Annotated in this window: 19 protein-coding genes and 2 pseudogenes; 12 read left to right on the top strand and 9 right to left on the bottom strand. The window is 61.2% G+C overall.

The features are described from left to right. Positions 1–54: 54 nt before the first annotated feature. The gene (locus NK8_RS35790; protein WP_213233373.1) at positions 55–447 is read right to left on the bottom strand and encodes a hypothetical protein; all 393 of its coding nucleotides are present in this window, start codon (positions 445–447) and stop codon (positions 55–57) included. Positions 448–631: 184 nt separating this feature from the next. On the opposite strand from NK8_RS35790, the gene NK8_RS43175 reads away from it, so the two are divergent. From NK8_RS43175 to NK8_RS35770, 4 genes and pseudogenes are all read left to right on the top strand, one after another. Then, positions 632–856, top strand: coding sequence for a hypothetical protein (locus tag NK8_RS43175; protein WP_225936646.1), 225 nt, complete (start codon positions 632–634; stop codon positions 854–856). After that, on the top strand, positions 801–1,220 hold the full coding sequence (locus NK8_RS35785) for a lipocalin family protein (protein WP_225936556.1): 420 nt from the start codon (positions 801–803) through the stop codon (positions 1,218–1,220). The genes NK8_RS43175 and NK8_RS35785 overlap by 56 nt, the downstream gene beginning before the upstream one ends. A 219-nt stretch (positions 1,221–1,439) precedes the next feature. Continuing rightward, entirely contained in the window at positions 1,440–1,865 is a 426-nt protein-coding gene (locus tag NK8_RS35780; protein WP_213234021.1) for a hypothetical protein, read from the top strand. 320 nt (positions 1,866–2,185) lie between these two features. Then, a pseudogene (locus tag NK8_RS35770) lies at positions 2,186–3,184 on the top strand (HAD-IC family P-type ATPase); the annotation flags it as partial. A 139-nt stretch (positions 3,185–3,323) separates the two neighbouring features. Here NK8_RS35770 and NK8_RS35765 read toward each other — a convergent pair. Continuing rightward, positions 3,324–4,355 carry a nitroreductase gene (locus tag NK8_RS35765; protein ID WP_213233372.1) on the bottom strand — a complete coding sequence of 344 codons (1,032 nt, stop codon included), beginning with the start codon at positions 4,353–4,355 and terminating at the stop codon, positions 3,324–3,326. A gap of 200 nt (positions 4,356–4,555) precedes the next feature. On the opposite strand from NK8_RS35765, the gene NK8_RS35760 reads away from it, so the two are divergent. The 5 genes from NK8_RS35760 to NK8_RS35740 all read left to right on the top strand — a co-directional run bounded on the left by NK8_RS35760 (position 4,556) and on the right by NK8_RS35740 (position 8,075). Next, positions 4,556–5,020, top strand: a complete 465-nt coding sequence (locus NK8_RS35760) for a hypothetical protein (RefSeq protein WP_213233371.1) — start codon at positions 4,556–4,558, stop codon at positions 5,018–5,020. Further along, positions 5,010–5,756 carry a beta-ketoacyl-ACP reductase gene (locus NK8_RS35755; protein ID WP_213233370.1) on the top strand — a complete coding sequence of 249 codons (747 nt, stop codon included), beginning with the start codon at positions 5,010–5,012 and terminating at the stop codon, positions 5,754–5,756. Before NK8_RS35760 ends, NK8_RS35755 begins: the two co-directional genes overlap by 11 nt. 4 nt (positions 5,757–5,760) lie before the next feature. Beyond that, positions 5,761–6,771 carry a universal stress protein gene (locus NK8_RS35750; protein WP_213233369.1) on the top strand — a complete coding sequence of 337 codons (1,011 nt, stop codon included), beginning with the start codon at positions 5,761–5,763 and terminating at the stop codon, positions 6,769–6,771. A gap of 162 nt (positions 6,772–6,933) precedes the next feature. Further along, a complete protein-coding gene (locus NK8_RS35745; protein ID WP_213233368.1) occupies positions 6,934–7,365 on the top strand; it encodes an Hsp20/alpha crystallin family protein in 432 nt (143 codons plus the stop codon). 59 nt (positions 7,366–7,424) lie between these two features. Beyond that, positions 7,425–8,075 (top strand): BON domain-containing protein, encoded by a 651-nt coding sequence (locus NK8_RS35740; RefSeq protein WP_213233367.1) that lies wholly within the window; start codon positions 7,425–7,427, stop codon positions 8,073–8,075. Positions 8,076–8,213: 138 nt separating this feature from the next. Here the strand turns inward: NK8_RS35740 and NK8_RS35735 are convergent, their stop codons facing one another. Beyond that, a complete protein-coding gene (locus NK8_RS35735; protein ID WP_213234020.1) occupies positions 8,214–9,569 on the bottom strand; it encodes an MBL fold metallo-hydrolase RNA specificity domain-containing protein in 1,356 nt (451 codons plus the stop codon). A gap of 189 nt (positions 9,570–9,758) precedes the next feature. On the opposite strand from NK8_RS35735, the gene NK8_RS35730 reads away from it, so the two are divergent. Then, positions 9,759–10,742, top strand: a complete 984-nt coding sequence (locus NK8_RS35730; protein ID WP_213233366.1) for a universal stress protein — start codon at positions 9,759–9,761, stop codon at positions 10,740–10,742. Between the two features lie 17 nt (positions 10,743–10,759). Here NK8_RS35730 and NK8_RS35725 read toward each other — a convergent pair whose 3' ends face one another. From NK8_RS35725 to NK8_RS35710, 5 genes are all read right to left on the bottom strand, one after another. Continuing rightward, a complete protein-coding gene (locus NK8_RS35725) occupies positions 10,760–12,043 on the bottom strand; it encodes a putative glycoside hydrolase (RefSeq protein ID WP_213233365.1) in 1,284 nt (427 codons plus the stop codon). Then, positions 12,043–12,426 (bottom strand): polysaccharide deacetylase family protein, encoded by a 384-nt coding sequence (locus tag NK8_RS43870; protein ID WP_367657822.1) that lies wholly within the window; start codon positions 12,424–12,426, stop codon positions 12,043–12,045. The genes NK8_RS35725 and NK8_RS43870 overlap by 1 nt, the downstream gene beginning before the upstream one ends. A 6-nt stretch (positions 12,427–12,432) precedes the next feature. Beyond that, positions 12,433–12,825: a hypothetical protein gene (locus NK8_RS43865; protein WP_367657821.1), complete on the bottom strand. Its 393-nt coding sequence runs from the start codon at positions 12,823–12,825 to the stop codon at positions 12,433–12,435. Between the two features lie 99 nt (positions 12,826–12,924). Further along, a complete protein-coding gene (locus NK8_RS35715; RefSeq protein WP_213233364.1) occupies positions 12,925–13,572 on the bottom strand; it encodes a SagB/ThcOx family dehydrogenase in 648 nt (215 codons plus the stop codon). Positions 13,573–13,693: 121 nt separating this feature from the next. Then, a complete protein-coding gene (locus NK8_RS35710; protein ID WP_213233363.1) occupies positions 13,694–14,257 on the bottom strand; it encodes a hypothetical protein in 564 nt (187 codons plus the stop codon). A gap of 137 nt (positions 14,258–14,394) precedes the next feature. Between NK8_RS35710 and ftsH the strand changes: the two are divergent. Beyond that, positions 14,395–16,319 (top strand): annotated as a pseudogene (gene ftsH / locus NK8_RS35705) (ATP-dependent zinc metalloprotease FtsH). Here ftsH and NK8_RS35700 read toward each other — a convergent pair. After that, a complete protein-coding gene (locus tag NK8_RS35700; protein WP_225936555.1) occupies positions 16,278–17,192 on the bottom strand; it encodes an LOG family protein in 915 nt (304 codons plus the stop codon). The pseudogene ftsH and the gene NK8_RS35700 sit on opposite strands and share 42 nt — an antisense overlap. A 236-nt stretch (positions 17,193–17,428) precedes the next feature. On the opposite strand from NK8_RS35700, the gene NK8_RS35695 reads away from it, so the two are divergent. Further along, the gene (locus tag NK8_RS35695; RefSeq protein WP_213233362.1) at positions 17,429–18,121 is read left to right on the top strand and encodes a CBS domain-containing protein; all 693 of its coding nucleotides are present in this window, start codon (positions 17,429–17,431) and stop codon (positions 18,119–18,121) included. Positions 18,122–18,155 lie beyond the last annotated feature (34 nt).

Here is an 18,155-nt window from a genome sequence, read left to right as displayed (position 1 = left end):
CGGCTCGCAAATGATGTCGTCCTCTGCGCGTCCTGAGCGTGTCGGGCATGATATTCAATGCGATCGGCGCGGCGCATCAGGCTGGTCCAGTTCCGTTGCCTTCAGCGTGTTATTGGCGGCATCGCGATCCGCTTTCCGATTGATGCGAGCGTTCGTGACCTCTTCCTTGTAGTGTGCCTGGGCATCCGCGACGGCTGCGCGCTTGTCGCGTTTGGACAGCTTCTTCGACGCGCGGTACTCGGCGTTGGCTTGAGCGATGGCGTTGCGCCTTACAACGAACGGATCGGTGCTCGCCGGGGCGACGATCCGATGTTCTGCCGACATGTCCGCGGGCGGCTCCGACTGTGCCGTGGCGAAAGGCGCCCAGAGAACGATCACCATTGCGGCGACAAGTGCAAGGCGCGTCTGCCTCACCTCGGCCGATAAAGTGAACATGTGCGATTTCATTTCCTTTCCTCCACGATGACCCCTCGTCGTTAAATGCGACTGTGCACATGCCGTGCTTCGCGGCGCTTGATTCAGGTCAACGCCGGGGTGAAGGCGACGCTCGATTGACACACATCAAGAGCCGCTTGCCATGCCAGCGGCAGCATGGAGCGATTCAACCGGGCAATGTCTTGTCGAGGGATGCATGAATCTATTCTTTCGTAGCGCGCTGCTCGGCCTCCTGGTCTGGGTCGTCTGCGGATGCACCTATGCGCCGGTCAACCGAAATCCACACGCTGATGATCCGCTCGTGCCGGTTGCCGTCGATCTGCCTCGCTACATGGGTCGCTGGTTCGTGATCGCGAACGTGCCCGATGGTGGACGAGCGCGATTATGTCGCCAGTTGCGCGGTCTGGACCTTGCGCGATGACGGCGGCATAGAGGATGCCGTGATGGGTCGCAAACACGGCTTCGATCAGCCTGAGACGGGCACCGTGTTCATCGCCAAGCCCGAGCAAGGCGCGCGAAATTCAGTCTGGCGCGTACGTCCCCTCTGGCCGTTCGAATTCATCGTGATGACGGTGTATGTGGATCCGGACTACAAGTACACCGTCCGTGCGACGCCCGATAAGGACTTCGTGTGGATACTCTCGCGTCGTCCCGACATGAGCGAGGCGGTGTACCTGTTTCTGGTCGAGAGGCTCGATCAGATGGGCTTCGATACGTCGCGCTTCAAGAAAGTGGTTCAGTTTCCCGAGCAGGTCGGCCAGCCGGGATTCCACGCCGTGCGCTGAAGCGCGCGTAGGCGCAGGGTTGCGCTGAAACGCGTGTAGGCATTTCCTTACACACGCGACTGCACGCCCACAACAACTTCCGCCGTCCCTGATTGGCTTCGTTCGCTGACTCGCCGATACTGAAATCACACGAGGCGCGCTTTACACGCCAAATCATCGGGCGCAACGCTCTTTGCTGCGCTCTTCTGATCCGGGCCCCTTGCCGGAGGAGAGTTCGAAATTGCCAGCCAACGATTTCTATCGAAGCAAGAGATCTTCGACCGGGCAGTGGATCATCTGTGCGCGCAGCGCAGCGCGGCCCTGTTGCCACGAGGCGGCGCGGCCTATCGCGGCGCATGCGGCGGATGCCCGGTCGGCAGCTTCATCCGTCCGGCCGATTACGCGAGCGTGATCGAAGGCGTGCCCGTGCGTTTCCTCGATCCGAACATACCGGGGCGGCCTGCCTACATGGAGTTCGGCGTGGCTGCGTTGCGCCGTGCGCTGCGGCGCGCCCGCATCGACGTCGACGATGTGTGCACGGTCGCGCTCTTGAGTTGTCTGCAGAACGTGCACGACGTCTTCGGTGTCTGGGAGTGGCGCGACAGGCTCGTGTCCATCGCCCGGCAGTTCGACCTCACGTGCGTGTTTCTCGACAAGGCTGCCTGAGTCCGCGTTCTCTCTTGCTTGATGTGCGTCAATCAAGCGGCGCCAAATGATGCGACGCTCGCCGTGGTCATACTACGGCGGGTGCCATCGGACGAAAGCATGCTCGGCTTCCTCAGACATTCATCGCAAGTCTTGCACTCCGGCTCGCGGGGGATGCAACACGCTGAATCACCTGATGTACTGCGCGAGCTCTCGCGGCTCGACGCCGACGCGGTGCTCCTGAAACTGTCAGGCTCCGCTTCGGGACTCGAAGCGAACGAAGCCCTAAGCGACTGCAAGAGTATGGCACGAACGAAGTCGCCCGCGCGAAGCGGCACGGCGTGCTGCGTGAACTCGTTGGCCGGTCTGTCAACCCGCTCAACGGGCTTCTTCTATCGCTTGCGGCCGTATCGATCTATCTCGGAGACCGGCGCGCAGCCGCGATGATCGTCGTCATGGTGATCCTGAGTGTGAGCCTTGGCTTAATTCAGGAACATCGCTCCAATCAGGCGGCGGACGTGTTGCGACGCATGGTGCGCACTACTGCGACGGTGCGCCGGTTTCTCGGCGACGGCATCAACGATGGCCCCGCGCTCAAGGCGGCGGACGTAGGTGTATCGGTGGACAGCGCGGTCGATATTGCCAAGGAGTCGGCCGACATCATTCTCCTCGAAAAAAGCCTTGCCGTTCTCAATGAAGGCGTGCTCGAAGGGCGAAAGGTATTCGGCAACATCACCAAGTACATCAAGATGGGCGCGAGCTCGAACTTCGGAAACATGTTGAGCGTGCTTGGCGCGAGCGTTCTGCTGCCGTTCCTGCCGATGGCGCCGATTCAGGTGCTCACCAATAATCTTCTATATGACTTCTCGCAGGCAGCCATTCCGACAGACAACGTCGACGAAGACTATCTGGCCCGGCCGAGGCGCCGGGATATCGGCACCATCTTCAAGTTCGTCGTGTTGATCGGACCCATCAGCTCCGTCTTCGATTACGCGACCTTTTTCATGATGCTGGCTGCCATTCAAGCTTGGGACAACGGGCCCCTTTTCCAGACGGGCTGGTTCGTCGAGTCCCTGATGAGCCAGACGCTCATCATTCACATCATCCGCACGGCGAAGGTGCCGTTCGTCGAGAGTCGCGCGAGCGCTGCGCTGATCGCGACCAGTCTCTCGATCGCGGTGTTCGGCATGGTCTTGCCTTATCTTTCTCTCGGTGAGCTACTGGGCTTCGTGTCCCTGCCTCACACTTACTGGGTCGGACTTTCGGCGATTCTCATGGGCTATGCGCTGCTCACGCACCTCCTGAAACGCTGGTTCGTGCGCCGCTTCGGGCTGAACTGAGCGGACATGGTGCTTGACGTGCATCAACGAGCCAGACGCGCTCGCCGCGTACGTCCAACGCTCCGTTGACGAGTGGGCCGAAGCGAAGATCGAATCCGGACCACATCGAGAATATAGGCTGGCATGCCGAGACGCGTGCTTACAGGGCGACCACCTCCGACATCGCACGCCTGGGCGTGTGCGCACACTTCCGGCCGCGTCCGATGCGCAGCAGCAGTTGCGGCAGCGTCGACATGCCGGTTTGGTGGCGCAGCGCGTTCCGAAGCGCTTCGATCTCGATCGGCTGATTGAGATACGAGACACATAATCCAAGTCTCACCGCAGTGAGCAGGACGCGTGCGAGCGCCTGCCCGCTGGCTAGCCAGGCCGAGGGATTGTCTTCGCCCGTGCTGATGCAAAGCAGCATCGGTGAATGTTCGACGAGGAGTCGGTGCGCAGCTGCCGCGCCGTCCCCGAGATCGAAGGTGCGAAGCACGGACGACGCGATCGGCGATGCAAAGTCGAGCAAAGCACTCACCCCCGCCGCATAGGCAGGCATTCCGTCTCCGCGTCTGCTCGCGTGAATCCAGCTCGCCAGCTCACGACGGAAGCGGGGATCGCGGAATTGCTGGTGATCCGCCTGCGCAACGAGTTCGGCAATGGTTTCGCGCTTGGCCGCCCATGCGATGGAGGCCGCATCCACACCTTCGGCAACGGCAGCCTGTACAAGTTCGTCCTGGACGCTCATCGGTATGGGCTCGATGTCGAAGGCCTCCCGCGTCGTGACACGCTCCGTGATAGCGTCGAAGAGCGCAGCAACGCCGGCATCGTGCGCGCCTGCAAAGACGCGCACCTGGGCGAGAACGTCCGGATCAAGGCGGTCGGGCAAGAGCGTGATCGCATAGCCCAAACCAAGATGCTGCAACGCGACGCGCAGATTGAAGAGCGCCGCGCCGCAACCGATGATGAGCTCTCGATCGAAAGGATCGACAACGGCCAACGCCCGCGTGCGATCGGCACATAGCAATACGCTCGTCCCATCGACGATGAAACGCCACGGTTGTGCATTGTGGTTCGACGGAGCAAGCACCGCGTAATGAAGCGCAAAGCGTAGCTTCGCGGCTTCATCCGCGAGCGGCGCAAGGTCTGATTCCCTGATGGCCCAAGGGTCGATGGCAGCGTGCGAACGCATGATGGTCCCTCGCAAGTTAGCTCGGATGGCGCCATCGTGACGCGAAGTCGTCTGGCCCCGTTGATCCACGTCAACGGCGCACGTACCACGGAAGTTTCGATGCCGTTGATGTGGATCAACGGCGAAGAGACGCCCGCGAATAGAGTCGGGGCGTACGCACGGCGCCAGTCGCGTTGTGCACGATAAGGAAGGGGACAGTCATGCAGATGAAGTCAGAACTGCCTTTCGATATTTCGCGAGAGAACCTGCGTCTCGCCCTGCGCTGGGCGCAGCTCGCCAACTACTGGCGCGAGCACTGGTGCGCGCTCCGTGTGCGCCAGGTCGAGCTCAATGCCCGTACGTTGAAGCGTGAGCGCGATGTCATTGCCACATGTTCGGACTGGAACGAAATCATCGCATCGACCCAGACCATCATGCGCGATCACGCAGCTGAGATGATGTCGCTCATGCAGGAAAGCATCGGTCTCGAATTGTTAGGCAGAAACGCACTGGCTCACGTGTTTTCCGAGAGTCTGACGGACTGGCAGGAAACGTGGCATGGACTGAACCGGATCGCGGGGACGGGGAATGCAGGGGAGTCGGTGCTGCGTGAGGTGATCCGGCGCAATGAGTCTGGGCAGGCGTCGCCTCGCGCGCTCGTGAAGGGGGATCAGCATGTCGCGTGAGCGTACGGCATTGGTCACGGGCGGCATGGGCGGCCTGGGCGCGGCCATCGCACGAGCCCTGTATGACAAGGGTTTCCGTGTTGCGGTCACGTATTCGCCACGCAATGACCATACTCAGACGTGGCTCGCAAACGAGCGCGAGAACGGACGGCAATTCAGCGCCTACGAAGCCGACATTACCGATCTCGACTCCTGCACGCACTGCGCAACGGTGGTTACCGAAGCGTTCGGCGGTATCGACTGCCTGGTGAACAACGGCGCCATCACGCGAGATGCGCGTTTCGTCAAGACGACCAAAGATGATTGGGAGACGGTCATCCGCACCGATCTCGATGCGCTTTTCAACATGACGAAGCCATATATCGCCGGTATGGTCGAGCGCGGCTTCGGACGGATCGTAAACATCGGCTCGGTCAATGGCTCTCGTGGCGCTTTCGGCCAGACGAATTACGCGGCCGCTAAGGCGGGAGTTCACGGTTTCACCAAGTCACTTGCGCTCGAAGTCGCGAAGGCCGGCGTGACGGTGAACACGGTCTCGCCGGGTTATCTCGCCACCGCGATGGTTCAGTCCGTGCCGGAGGAAGTCATGCGCACAAAGATTCTCCCGCAGATCCCGCTCGGCAGGCTGGGTCGTCCTGAAGAAGTCGCAGCACTCGTGGCATTCCTTTGCACTGAGGAAGCCGCATTCATCACCGGCGCGGATGTCGCGATCAACGGTGGCATGCACATGCATTGAGCGGGTGGCTGTTCACCCGATCGTGGGCATAGAGGATCCTATGAGCAACACGTCAACTCCCCATAAGCAACGCGCGGCTTTCGGACGCATCATGCTATGCATCGATTCGACTGAAGACTGGGCCGATGCCGCAGCACTGATCAGCTCACTGGCGGACGCAGACACGAGAGTGTGTATCGTCGGATTGCTGGAAAACGCGCGAGCGATGATTCCGCACGCACCGCTCGCGTTCTTCAACTTGAGTGCGGCACATGCGCACTTGCAACGTGGCGTCGAGGTGAGCGTGAGCACTGCGCAAGCATGCCTGAAGCGCGCGGGACTCGATGTGGAAACGCATATCACGGATCTGTTCGAGCGCGGCGGCGACGCGGCCCATGCGCTCACGCGAGCCGCACAAGCCTGGCGAGCGGACCTTATGGTGCTCGGCGCACGCCAGCACTTGTGTATCCTGCAATGGACCGAGCGTGCAGCTCGAGATGCACCGAGCATGGCCCATTGCTCGATCCTGGTCCTGCCCGAGCATCCGTCCCACAAGCTGACCACACGGCCCGACCGATTGCTGTGCGCCGTGGACGGCAGTCCTGCTTCGCTGGAATCATTGCGCGCAGGTTTCAAGCTAGCCGATCCTGGCGCACATGTGAAAGCGATCTATGTAGTCGATCGCTCGGCCCGGGGAGCTGATGCCTCGCGCGCCACGCTCGAAGACGCGTTTCTTGAAGAGGGCCGGGCGGCACTGGCCAAGGCCCGCGAGGTCTTTTCGCAAACCTGGGGCGCGCAGGGATTTACGTTCGATGCCGAACTGGTGCACACGGGGGAAGCAGGGGACGACGTCGCGCACGCGATCGTGCGCGAAGCAGCGTGCGCGAAGGCCGATGCCATTCTGATGGGTACGCACGGACATCGCGGTGTCGCCCGCTGGATGCTCGGTACCGTGTCCGGACGCGTTGCGGAACTGACGGAATCTCCGCTTCTGCTGTCGCGTCGTCGCCCGCCCGAGGCCATTGCCACTGCATAAGCATCGCCCATGAAGCGCTCTTGCTTGACTCAGGTCAATCGGGTTTGCAGTGGTGAATTTACAGTGGTTCGGTACTCCCGTGCAACGCTGTGGAGTTCAGACACGAGCCGATCGCTCGATAACGATCGGTTATTCGTTAGCTTTCCTATCAAGGAGACTACCATGAGCAATCTGACCCGTTTCGATCCGTTTTCCATCGAGCCCGTCTCGGAGATGTTCCAGGGACTCTTTCGTCCGCTACGCAGCCTTTCGCTCGAGGAGGCGCCGTTGGCTCAGGTCAAAATCGACGTGAGCGAAACCGACGTCGCCTATCTCGTCAAGGCCGACCTGCCGGGTATCGACAAGAAGGACATCGACGTCAAAATCGACCGCAACGCCGTGTCCATCCATGCCAAGTCCGAGCGTAACAAGGAAGAGAAGGAAGGCGAACGCGTGATTCGCCGTGAACGCTATTCGGGTGAAGTCAGCCGCACGTTCTCGCTCGGCAGCGAGATTGACGAGGCCGGTGCTAGCGCGCAGTTCCGAGATGGCATCCTGACACTCACGCTTCCGAAGAAGGTTCCTGCGGATCAGAAGCGTCTGCAGATCAACTAGGAACCACGCCTGGCGCGCGGCGTTCGCGCGCCAGCAACCGATGCACGGAGGTGTGCCTCATGAAAGAGGACTGGAAGATCAAGCAGGACGTGGAAGAAGAACTCGATTGGACGCCCGATGTAGTCGCGACACGCATCGGCGTGGAAGTGGCCGACGGTATCGTCAGCCTCTCAGGGCATCCCGCGAGCTATTCCGAGAAGCTCGCGGCAGAGGATGCCGCACGTCGCGTGTCAGGCGTGCGGGCGGTGGTGGTCGACATGCAGGTTCGCGTGCCTCATCACGAAGTGCGCGATGACGCGGACATCGCAGGCGCGGCGGACACCTTGCTGCGCTGGACGGTCGGCTTGCCTGAAGGCGCCGTCACTGTGCAAGTCGAGAAGGGGCATGTCACCTTGCGTGGCGATGTCGACTGGGCGTATCAGAGCCGTCTCGTGACGCGCGGCATTGCACACATGCGCAGTGTCACCGGCGTGACGAATTTGATTTGTGTGCGCGCGGATCTCGCTGCGGCAGATATCGGCGATGCAATCTCACGTGCCCTCAAACGTCATGCCGAGCGTGAGGCGAAGCATATCGACATCAAGGTTGAAGACGGAACAGTCACGCTGACTGGCAAAGTCGACAGCGCTTCGGAACGTGATGCCGCGCGCGGTGCGGCGTGGGCGACGCGCGGCGTCACCGCCGTAGTCGATAACCTTGAATTCAACTAATGCCTCTCACTGTTGACTGATCGGGGCGCCGGCACTGGCGCCTCTTATTTTTGGCGGGGACCAAGCCGCGCGCTGGATCACCTCGCCTTATGCGGAATTTTTTCCATGGAAGCCCGGAGAGGGGCGGCTCATGTTTGATCAAAACTCCACTTCCTGCATATAGACCGGTACCGAACAGGGCCAATGCAAGGTTTCTTCGATTCGGCGCCGGAGTGCGTCTGCGGCGGCGGGTTCGCCGTGCGTGACGAACGTGTGGCTCGGCGCGCCGGGCATGCCGCGCAGCCAATCGAGCAACTCGGCATAGTCGGCATGCGCGGACATCGAGTCGAGCGAGACCACGCGCGCGCGAACCGGGACGTATTCGCCGTGAATCTTGATTGCGGGCGCGTGCGCCGCAATGGATGCGCCACGTGTCCCGGCCGCCTGATAGCCAACCAGCAAAATGGTGTTACGGTCATCCGGTGCGAAAGCCTTGAGATGATGCAGCACCCGGCCGCCCGTTGCCATGCCGCTGCCGGCGATGATGACCATTGGCCCCTTGCGCGCGCTGACGGTTTTCGACTCGTCGACGCTGCGCACGATGGTCGCCGCGTGCTCGATCGAATCGAGTTGCGAGCGCGTCAGGCGATGTTCGCTCAGGTGGCGCAAATAGGCCTGCGTCACGCTCGTGGCCATCGGGCTGTCCAGAAATACGGGCACGCGCGCCATGCGGCCGCCTTGCATGAGCGAGGCGATGTAGTGAAGCAAAGTCTGCGCGCGGCCCACGGCGAAGCATGGAATCACCACGACGCCTCCATGGCGAAACGTATCGGCGAAGACGCGGGTGATTTCATCCAACGGATCCGCCGGCGTATGCAGGCGATCGCCATAGGTCGATTCGATGACGAGCACATCCGCGCGCGGCGGAGCTTGAGGCGCGCGCATGAGCGCATCGCATGGCCGGCCGATGTCGCCGGAGAACAGCAGCGTTCGGCCGCCAAGCGCGAGCTCGATGCTTGCCGCGCCGAGAATATGCCCGGCAGGCAGCAAACGAAATGCCGCGCCAGGGCTCAGTTCAGTCATGATGTCGAAGGCGCGCGGGACCAGCAGCCGGAGTGCGTCCTGCGCGTTCTTGAGGGTGTAGAGCGGCAACGCAGGGTGGTGCCGGGAGAAGCCGTGCCGCGTCGCATAGGCGGCTTCCTCTTCCTGAAGCTTCGCGCTGTCGAGCAGAAGGATTTCGCACAGGTCGCATGTACCCGGCGTGCAGTAGACCGGACCCCGATATCCCGCTTGCGCCAGCGCCGGCAGATAGCCCGAATGATCAAGATGGGCATGCGTGAGGATGACCGCATCCAGAGAGTCGACCGGGAAGGATGGCAGGGCCCAGTTGCGCAGACGAAGATTCTTCGTGCCTTGAAACAGTCCGCAGTCGATCAGTACTCGTTTGCCTTCATGTTCAAGCAGATATTTCGAGCCGGTTACCGTCTCGGCCGCCCCGAGAAATGTGAGTCGCACGATATCTCCGAGTTGTTTTCGACATGAACGGCAGCGTACGCGCGTCAAGCCACGGTGATTTGACTCGGGTCAATGAAACATGGCGGGTGCGATGCGCCGCATTTTGCTTGATCTGAGTCAGGCGTCGCGCCATAGGGGATCGGTAGGATGCGCGTATCGAATCCGCGCGCAGCGTCGGGAGGACAGGCCATGGAAGCAGACAAGGACACGACTGCACACGCTGGCGCTTTCGGGCACATTATTCTTTGCGTCGATTCTTCAGACGCTTCCCGCTGCGCCGCCGCTTTTGCGCGGCGTTTCGTACGGTCTGACACCCAACTCACGATTGCTGCTGTGGCGCTCGACCCTCATCTGTTCGCGCCCCACGCGGCGCTCGCCGGGCTGGATTTTGGCGTTGCGCACAAAGAGCTGGTGGAAGACGCGAAATACGCGATCGCCGAGTCGAGTAGCGAGCTTGCAAACGCGACCGCGTCCGTGCGAACACAAGTAATCGATCTCGCGAAAGAGAGCGGCGATGTGGCGCATGCGCTCGCAAGAGCCGCGCAGGTGGAGCGCGCCGATCTCATGATTCTGGGGACCCGACAACGTCACGGTCTGGCGAGGTGGCTCGACCCGTCGGTAACCGATAGGCTGAGCCAGTTTGCGCCTTGCGCAATGATCGTGGTCCCGGTGGGTTACGACGCCGCTCGCGACGCCGGCATTCATCGCATTCTATTCGCGGTCGATGGCAGTCCGGCATCGCTCGCGGCGGTGGACATCGGTGCTGCGCTTGCTACGCCTGACACACATATACGCGTGGTCTATGTCGTCGATCGCGCGGTACGTTACAGCGATTTCGTGCCGGTGACGGCGCTCGAGGACGCCTTTGTCAAGGAAGGCGAGTTGGCGATAGCAGCGGCCGCGGAGCGGCTGGAATCGCCGCCCAACGTCACGCGCTCGCATATCTCGGCCGATCTGATAAGTACCGACATCGCTTCCGACGATGTCTCCCATGCGCTCTTGCGCGAAGCCGAGCGCTGGAGCGCCAATCTCATCGTGCTGGGTACGCACGGCAGACGTGGCGTGATGCGTGCATTTTTTGGCAGCGTCGCGAACCGGGTAGCGAGCCTCGCAACGATTCCCTCGATGCTGGTTCGCGACCAGCACGGAGAGAAGGACAAACCAAAGGCGTGAGGGCTGCTGAACCTCGGTCAATGGGGCAACTCGGCAGGGTCGTATCGGTTTCGCGGGTTCCAGCGCATCCATCCATCCGTGTCCGCGCCCTCGGCGGCCTGCACCTGTTCACGGATGGCTTGCGCGCCGAATTCCCGATGATCGAATGCATAGTCTCGAAACGCCTGAAGCCAGGGCCTAAATCGTACCCCCGGCAACCCGGTTCGCTGCCTGGCTTGCGCGAGTGAACGTCGAACGATCTGGGCCGGGTCGGCGACGGGATTCATACAGCCGGGCAGCTCCCAGGTAAAGCCGGATGGGTAGAGCATCGGCGATATGTAATCGAGGGCGGTCCCGAGCGTGCCGATGTCCTGGCCGATCGATGTGTCGTCAGGATTCCAGCAGACGTATCCAAAGGTATCGGCGGACACAAAGACGTTGTAAGGTGCGAGCCGCTCGCGCGCGGCGCTCAGGAACCCGACGATGGCCGCAGTGCGGTTGTCCCGCGTGTTGCGCTGCGCAAAGCGCAAGCCGCTTGCATCGGGAAAGCGCACATAGTCGAACTGGACTTCGTCGAAGCCGAGCCGGGCCGCCTCTTCGGCGATGTCGAGATTGTGCCGCCAGACACCTTGCGAGAACGGATCAACCCATTGCAGCTCTTCTCGGTCGCGCCATGGTTTGCCGGATGCGTCTCGTACGGCCCACTCTGGATGGACTTCGGCGAGCGGGTCATCCTTGAAGACGACGATACGTGCGATCAGATAAAGCCCGTTACCGTGAAGCTCAGCGAGTCGCGCTACGAACATCTGACGCTCGGGAAGATGCGAACTCTTGCCCGGCACGGCGCCTGCCGCCTCTCGTGCCCCGCCGCGATAGGGTGGCAGGCCACGATCGTCTTTCACATCGATGACCAGAGCGTTGATGACAGTGTCGCGAGTGAGCGCGAGCGTTGCATCGCGCAGCGGCTTGCTGTTGATGCCGTACGCGGAAAGGTACACGGCCTTAGGACGAAAAGGTTCGAGCTCGAGCGTGATCGAGTCCTTGTCGCCGGCGTCGGCGTGAGCGCGACGATACCCGACCGCGCGCGCGGACACTTGTCCGGTCGAGCTGGAGAGTGCAAAACGGCCGCTCGCGTCGCTCAGCGCAGTGGCATTCGTCGCCACGACGATCGCGCCCGCTATGAGCGCGTGTGTGCGAGCGTCGATGACGGTGCCCGTCAGCGACCACGCGGCGCCACTGAAGCCTGTTGCGGCGTATCCGGCAATCGAGATGAACAAGGCGCCGATGCACTGCCTTGTCCGGGAATGGCACGCTTGGCGCATTAGGGCGACTCCTGCGCAATCGGATCGGCGATCAGCCGCGCAAACCCTTCAATACCGATCGCTTCGACAATGAGAAAGCGCGGCAGCGCGAATCGCGAGTCGCTGCGCCGCACGGCGCGGGCGTCTAGCGTGAAAGCGGCGATGTAGTTTTCGCGTGACGCGATCGCTATCAACTCATAGTCGTAAATGCCGAAAGGCCACGCGAGCAGGTCTACGGGCTGGTGCGTCTGTGCTTCGATGCGTTCGCGGAATATGTCGAGTTGCTGCTTCACGAACTTCACAAGGTCGGTTGGGATGCGTCGCTCGCGCTCGTGCTTGAAGTTTGGATGCCAGTATGTGTGCGCTTGAATATCGAACAGACCTGATTGCGCGAGGGCGCGCACCTGGGTCTAGGTCAGGGCGTAGGCCGCGTTGGAGATGGCCGATGGGTAGATAAAAAACGTCACTGGCAACCGGTCTTTTTGGGCGATCGGAAATAGCACGTCGTAGACGGATCGATGGCCATCGTCGGCGGTCAGTATCGCGACTCTTGGGGGTAAGGTGGCGGACGGCTCCTCGAGCCACGTGAGCACCGCGCGCAGCGGCAGGATCTGATAGCCGTGCTCTTTCAGCGACCGCAACTGGGCTTCGAATGTCTCTGTGCGAACGGTCATTGAGTCGGTAACATGATCGCTAAAACGATGGTAGAGAAGAATCAGAACATGAGATTCAGTCCGCGTCGCATCAACAGGAGCGGCGAACAGCACGGCGATCACGGCGAGCAGACGAAAGGCATGCAGCATGCTTGCAGGTCTCGTGTTAAGCGTGCGCAATTGCGAAGAATGCGCGCAGCCGCCGTACAAGGCGTCGCGCCGTAAGACGGTTCGAGCGTCCAAACTTCCTCAGAGTGCAGGCTTTCCGATCGTCTGCGCGAGTATCGGCAATTCGTCTTCGTTCAGTCTCAAGGCGTCAGCGAGTAGCCGATGATTGATCCATCCGCGTACTACGGTCGCGAGCCCGGCCGAAGCGCAATAGAGCGAGACGTTCTGCGAAATGCATCCCGCAGCAATGGCAGAGAACGTCTCACGCTGCTGAGGTGGCATCTGCAGGAGTCGCGACATTTGAACGACATAGACGAGGTCAAGCGGCGCCGTCCCGACGAAATCCTGATAGCCCGTGAGATTGCGAGCATCGACAGCATGTTTGAGCACGAGCCGGTGCCCCTTCGGATCGTAGCGATAGACACCACCGGGTAGCGCCGCGTAGATGTCGATTTCATTGAATGCTTGCGCCGATGGCGCCGTGCGCCCGCCACTCTCGGGGCGATTGATTCCGTTGGCGGCCCACAGCAACTCGCCCAACGCTTGTGCGCAGAGCGCTTCCTCACTGAGGCTACGATGGCTCTTGCGACGTGAAAGTGCGGTCAAGAGCGGGGCGCCTGCTTCGATATCGGGCTTTGGCAGCTCAATGACATCGACAACTGCGCCGCACACAGCAGCCGGCTGAACCTCAGGGAGGGCGTCACAGGAAAGCAAAACGGAGTCAGCCATGTGCGTTCTCTTGAGAAAAGGTTCACCAGCGGCGAACGGACGAGGCTTAGGGGTAAGATTCGTAGCCCTGCGCGCTTTGATTCTGGTCAACGCGCCGAAAAATTCGGCATCGTTTATTGTTTTACGCGTACCGGCGATGACGAGCGGAACTCGGTGGCGCGCGACGAATGGCGTGCATGGGCTGGCGGGGTAGCGTCATCCGGATGGCGCACGCACTTCCCCCGGGCGAGTTACGCGGGTTCGGATCCCGCACGCGTTCCTCAACGCAGGTGTTCGTGGTATTCGAGCGCTGTACGTTGCGCCGTTCGAACGGGAACGACACGTGCCCTCCATAGACCAGCGCGCCGGGATCGACCCGCGATCGGTCTTGGCTGGTAACGCGCTCGATGAGCCCGATGAGTCCCACAATTGCGCGTAGCCGTTCGACGGACAAAAAGCCCGAGGTGAAGGACGGCATGTCGTCCAGCATTCGTGCCGCGTGCCGAATATCGATCTCGCCAAAATGGGAGTCTTCCCGGAGCGCGACGTACACGTCATAGGCTCGATGCGGACGGCGCTTCGTGATATAGCGGAAGCACACTTCCGTGCGGCCCTCGCTGCGTTCATCAGGACGGGCGGAAGAACACAGGTCGGGTGCTCCAGAGGAAAGAGAGTCGCCCTCATTCCAACTGCACAGCGCGAACATCGACTTGATCCAGGTCAGCGAAATGCGGCTCTAGCTGGATTTCGCCGCCTTGGCTTACATCAGACGCTAACCTGTCTCGATGCGTCAACCTCTGCAGATGAGCCCGCTCAGAGAGGATGAAAACCATGAACAATGGGATGTTCGATCTGTCGAAAGCGATCGTCGCTATCGGTATCTACGGCTTTCTGGTGCTGGTGCTAAGCGACCTCGAGTTGTTCAACACGCGCAGCCGCGAAATCTCGTACAGCGATTTTCAAACCCTTTTGCGCGCCGCAAAGGTCGACAACCTCAAGATCAGCCCGACGCAGATAGATGGCACGATACGAGCGCCGGAGGCACTTGCTCGATTGCCCGAAGCCGATGCATCAGAACTGCGCAAGCAAGGTGCGCTTTACCGATTCTCGACCGTCCGGATCGGCGATGACAGGCTCGCCGCGCAACTCGAGGCGAGCGACGTCCGCTACACTGGAGTTGCCGAACACGCGTGGCCCATTGGCCTGTTGGGGTGGATGTTTCCGCTGTTGGCGTTCTATATTTTCGCGCGCTATGTCTTCAAGGGCGCTGGCTTCAGCGGTCTGAGAGACTTTAGGGGTGTCGGCAAGAGTGGGGCGAGCTTGTATGAGCAGCAGGAGAGCAGCGTCACGTTTGACGACATAGCGGGCATTGACGAAGCGAAGGCCGAGTTGCAACAGATCGTCCAGTTTCTTTGCAGCCCGGAACGCTATCGCCGGCTTGGGGGGAAAATCCCCAAGGGCGTGCTGATCGTCGGTGCACCGGGAACCGGAAAAACGCTTCTTGCGAAGGCGGTGGCGGGGGAGGCGAAGGTACCGTTTCTTTCCATCAGCGGCTCGGCGTTCGTCGAAATGTTCGTGGGCGTCGGTGCCGCTCGGGTCCGCGATCTCTTCGACCGCGCGAAACAGTTCGCCGCGTGCATCGTCTTCATCGACGAACTCGATGCGCTAGGCAAGGTCCGGGGCGCGGGCGCGATAGCGGGCAACGATGAACGCGAGCAAACGCTCAACCAACTGCTCGTCGAAATGGACGGCTTCGAGCCGAATTCCGGCGTCATTCTTCTTGCAGCGACCAACCGGCCCGAGATTCTCGATCCTGCCCTCCTGCGCCCCGGCCGTTTTGATCGGCATATTGCGATCGATCGGCCTGATCACAACGGCAGACGGCAGATCCTGCAGGTTCATGTGAAGCACGTCAAACTCGCAAACGAAGTCGATCTCGCTGAGCTCGCCGCCCGGACGCCCGGTTTTGCGGGCGCAGACCTCGCTAACGTCGTCAATGAGGCGACCCTTCATGCTGCGGAACAGGAAAAGGCCGCTGTTGAGATGGCCGATTTTGACGAAGCCATCGACCGCCAATGGCGGGCATGCAGCGAAAAAGCCGCGTCATTAACGAGCGCGAGAAGCTCACCATCGCGTATCACGAATCGGGCCACGCCCTCGTTGCGCAGTGCCGGGCGCATTGCGATCCCGTGAAGAAAGTGTCGATCATTCCTCGCGGCGTCGCGGCGCTCGGCTATACGCAGCAGGTGCCGGCCGAGGATCGCTACGTGCTGCGCGAAAGCGAACTGCTGGATCGGCTCGATGCGTCCCTCGGCGGCCGCGTGGCCAAGGAGATCATGTTCGGAGATATTTCAACGGGCGCACAGAACGATCTCGACCAAGCCACCGCGCTGGCACGCCACATGATCGTACGTTGTGGAATGAGCCCGGCACTGGGGCTCGCGACATTCGGGGACGACGAGACGCTTTCCGAATTCGGCACATCACCGCGTCATGCGATGCGCTACAGCGAGCGTACGGCCGAAATGATCGATGCGGAAGTCAGACGCATGCTGGCCGAAGCGCACGAACGGGTGCTGAGAACGCTGCGGGATAAAAAGCCGTTGCTTGAGAAGCTTGCCCGCTTGTTGCTTGCGCGAGAAGTTGTCGATCGTGAAACGTTACGGGATCTCATGAACTCGTCTCGTCAGGAGGATGCGCAACGAACGAGTGAGCCGATCGTATCGCTAGCAGATCCGTCTAGCGAGCCGATTCGTACCAGCGCGTGACGCTTTCCCAGATCTGTGGCGCCAATTCCGCGAAACTGAACAATGCGCGATCTGCTGCGGACACGAGTCCTTCCTCCAGGAGGAAATCGAAATTGACCGCCTTGCGCCAGAACTGCTCCCCACCAGTACGACGGGAAGAGGTCGGATCTTGCCCGTCTGCAACAGCGTCAACACTTCGAACAGTTCGTCGCAGGTCCCGAATCCTCCTGGAAAGAACACAGCCGCCATCGCGCGTTCGAGCAGATGAAGCTTGCGGATTGCGAAGTAGTGAAACCGCAGGCACAACTCCGGCGTGATAGAGGGGTCGGGATACTGCACGTGCGGCAGGGTGATATTCAGACCGACGCTCGCGGCGCCGCACTCGAACGCACCGCGATTCGCAGCTTCCATGATCCCGGGCCCGCCGCCCGTGACGACCGTGAGTCTAGGCAGCGTCGCGGTGGCACATGCACGACCGACGATCTCGCCGAGAGCTCTCGCGATCGCATAGTAACGGCTGTTGGCCGCCAAGCGTTCGACGGTCACGGCAGCTTCACCAAGCGCGACGTCTTCGGGATGCGCGCGAGCCTGAAGCGCCGCCTGCTCGCGTCGCCTCTGCGCATCGCTGTGCTCGACGATGCGTGTGCTGCCGTACAGGACAATGGTGTGGTCGATCCCGTGGCGTCTCAACAGCTCCTCAGCCTTCCAGTAATCCATGTACAGCCGCAGCCCGCACATTTCCGGGCGTCGCAGAAAGTCCGCGTCCTGATCGGCCTGCACGTAGCTCGGACTGCCGATCAACTGCTGTACACGGCGCGCGGCGTCCCGGTCGTCGTTATTGCGGTGCGGCCCGGAATTGGCGCATCCGGGCTCTGCGGGCGGGAAGGCAGGCATATCGTCGCCTTATCGAAATGGCATGCAGTAAATCGTCTCACCTTATCGCTGCTGTCGTATTGATGCGAGTCAACCTACATCGTTATGTCATTCGAGATGGCGAGCGGTTGACGCATGTCAACGGGTTGCATGGCTCCGGCGGTATCGTGAACCACGCACGCGAGAAAGTGCGTGATGGATACGTCGAAAACCGACGTTCTCTCATGTTCGGATGACTTAGACGCCTGGAGATGATGATGCAAGCACGCGATGTAATGACTGCCAATGTCGTATGCGTGGCACCCGATACGACGGTGCACGAACTGGCGATGTTGCTCACGCAGCACCGAATCAGCGCCACACCTGTCGTCGATCGGGATAAACATGTCATCGGCATGATCAGCGAAGGTGACCTGCTTCATCGCAATGAGATCGACACGGAGAAAGCGCCCGCTCGCCGGTCTTGGTGGCTCGAGATGCTGAGCTCGGATCGTGGCGCCCAGGACTACATCAGGTCGCATGCGGGCACGGTGGGCGAGATCATGAGCCGCGAGCCGGTCTGCGTGAACGAGGACGCGTCGCTCACCGAGATCGCCTCCGTGCTCGAAAGCCATCACATCAAACGCGTGCCTGTGCTGCGTGAAGGACGCATCGTCGGCATAGTGAGCCGCTCGAATCTCGTGCAGGCGCTGGCCTCTGCGCTCGTGGAGGAGCGAGCCCCCGCCACCAGCGATGCGGAAATCCGCGCAATGCTCATGGGCGAACTCGCCGGACGCGGCTGGGCTTTCCCGGGACGCAGTATTGTCGTGCGCGATGGCGTGGTGCATCTGTGGGGCACTGTGTGGTCAAGCGATCAACTCGACGCCATGCGCATCGCGTCGGAAAGCATCCCTGGTGTCAAGCGGGTGGAGGACCACACCATCCCATACCCGATCATGCCGGGCATCTGAGCCCGTGTGGGCACGGCGTGGGTCGCGCGCCGTG

It is taken from the genome of Caballeronia sp. NK8 (assembly GCF_018408855.1).
Taxonomy (GTDB): Bacteria; Pseudomonadota; Gammaproteobacteria; order Burkholderiales; family Burkholderiaceae; genus Caballeronia.
This window is presented reverse-complemented; position numbering and strand designations above follow the sequence as displayed.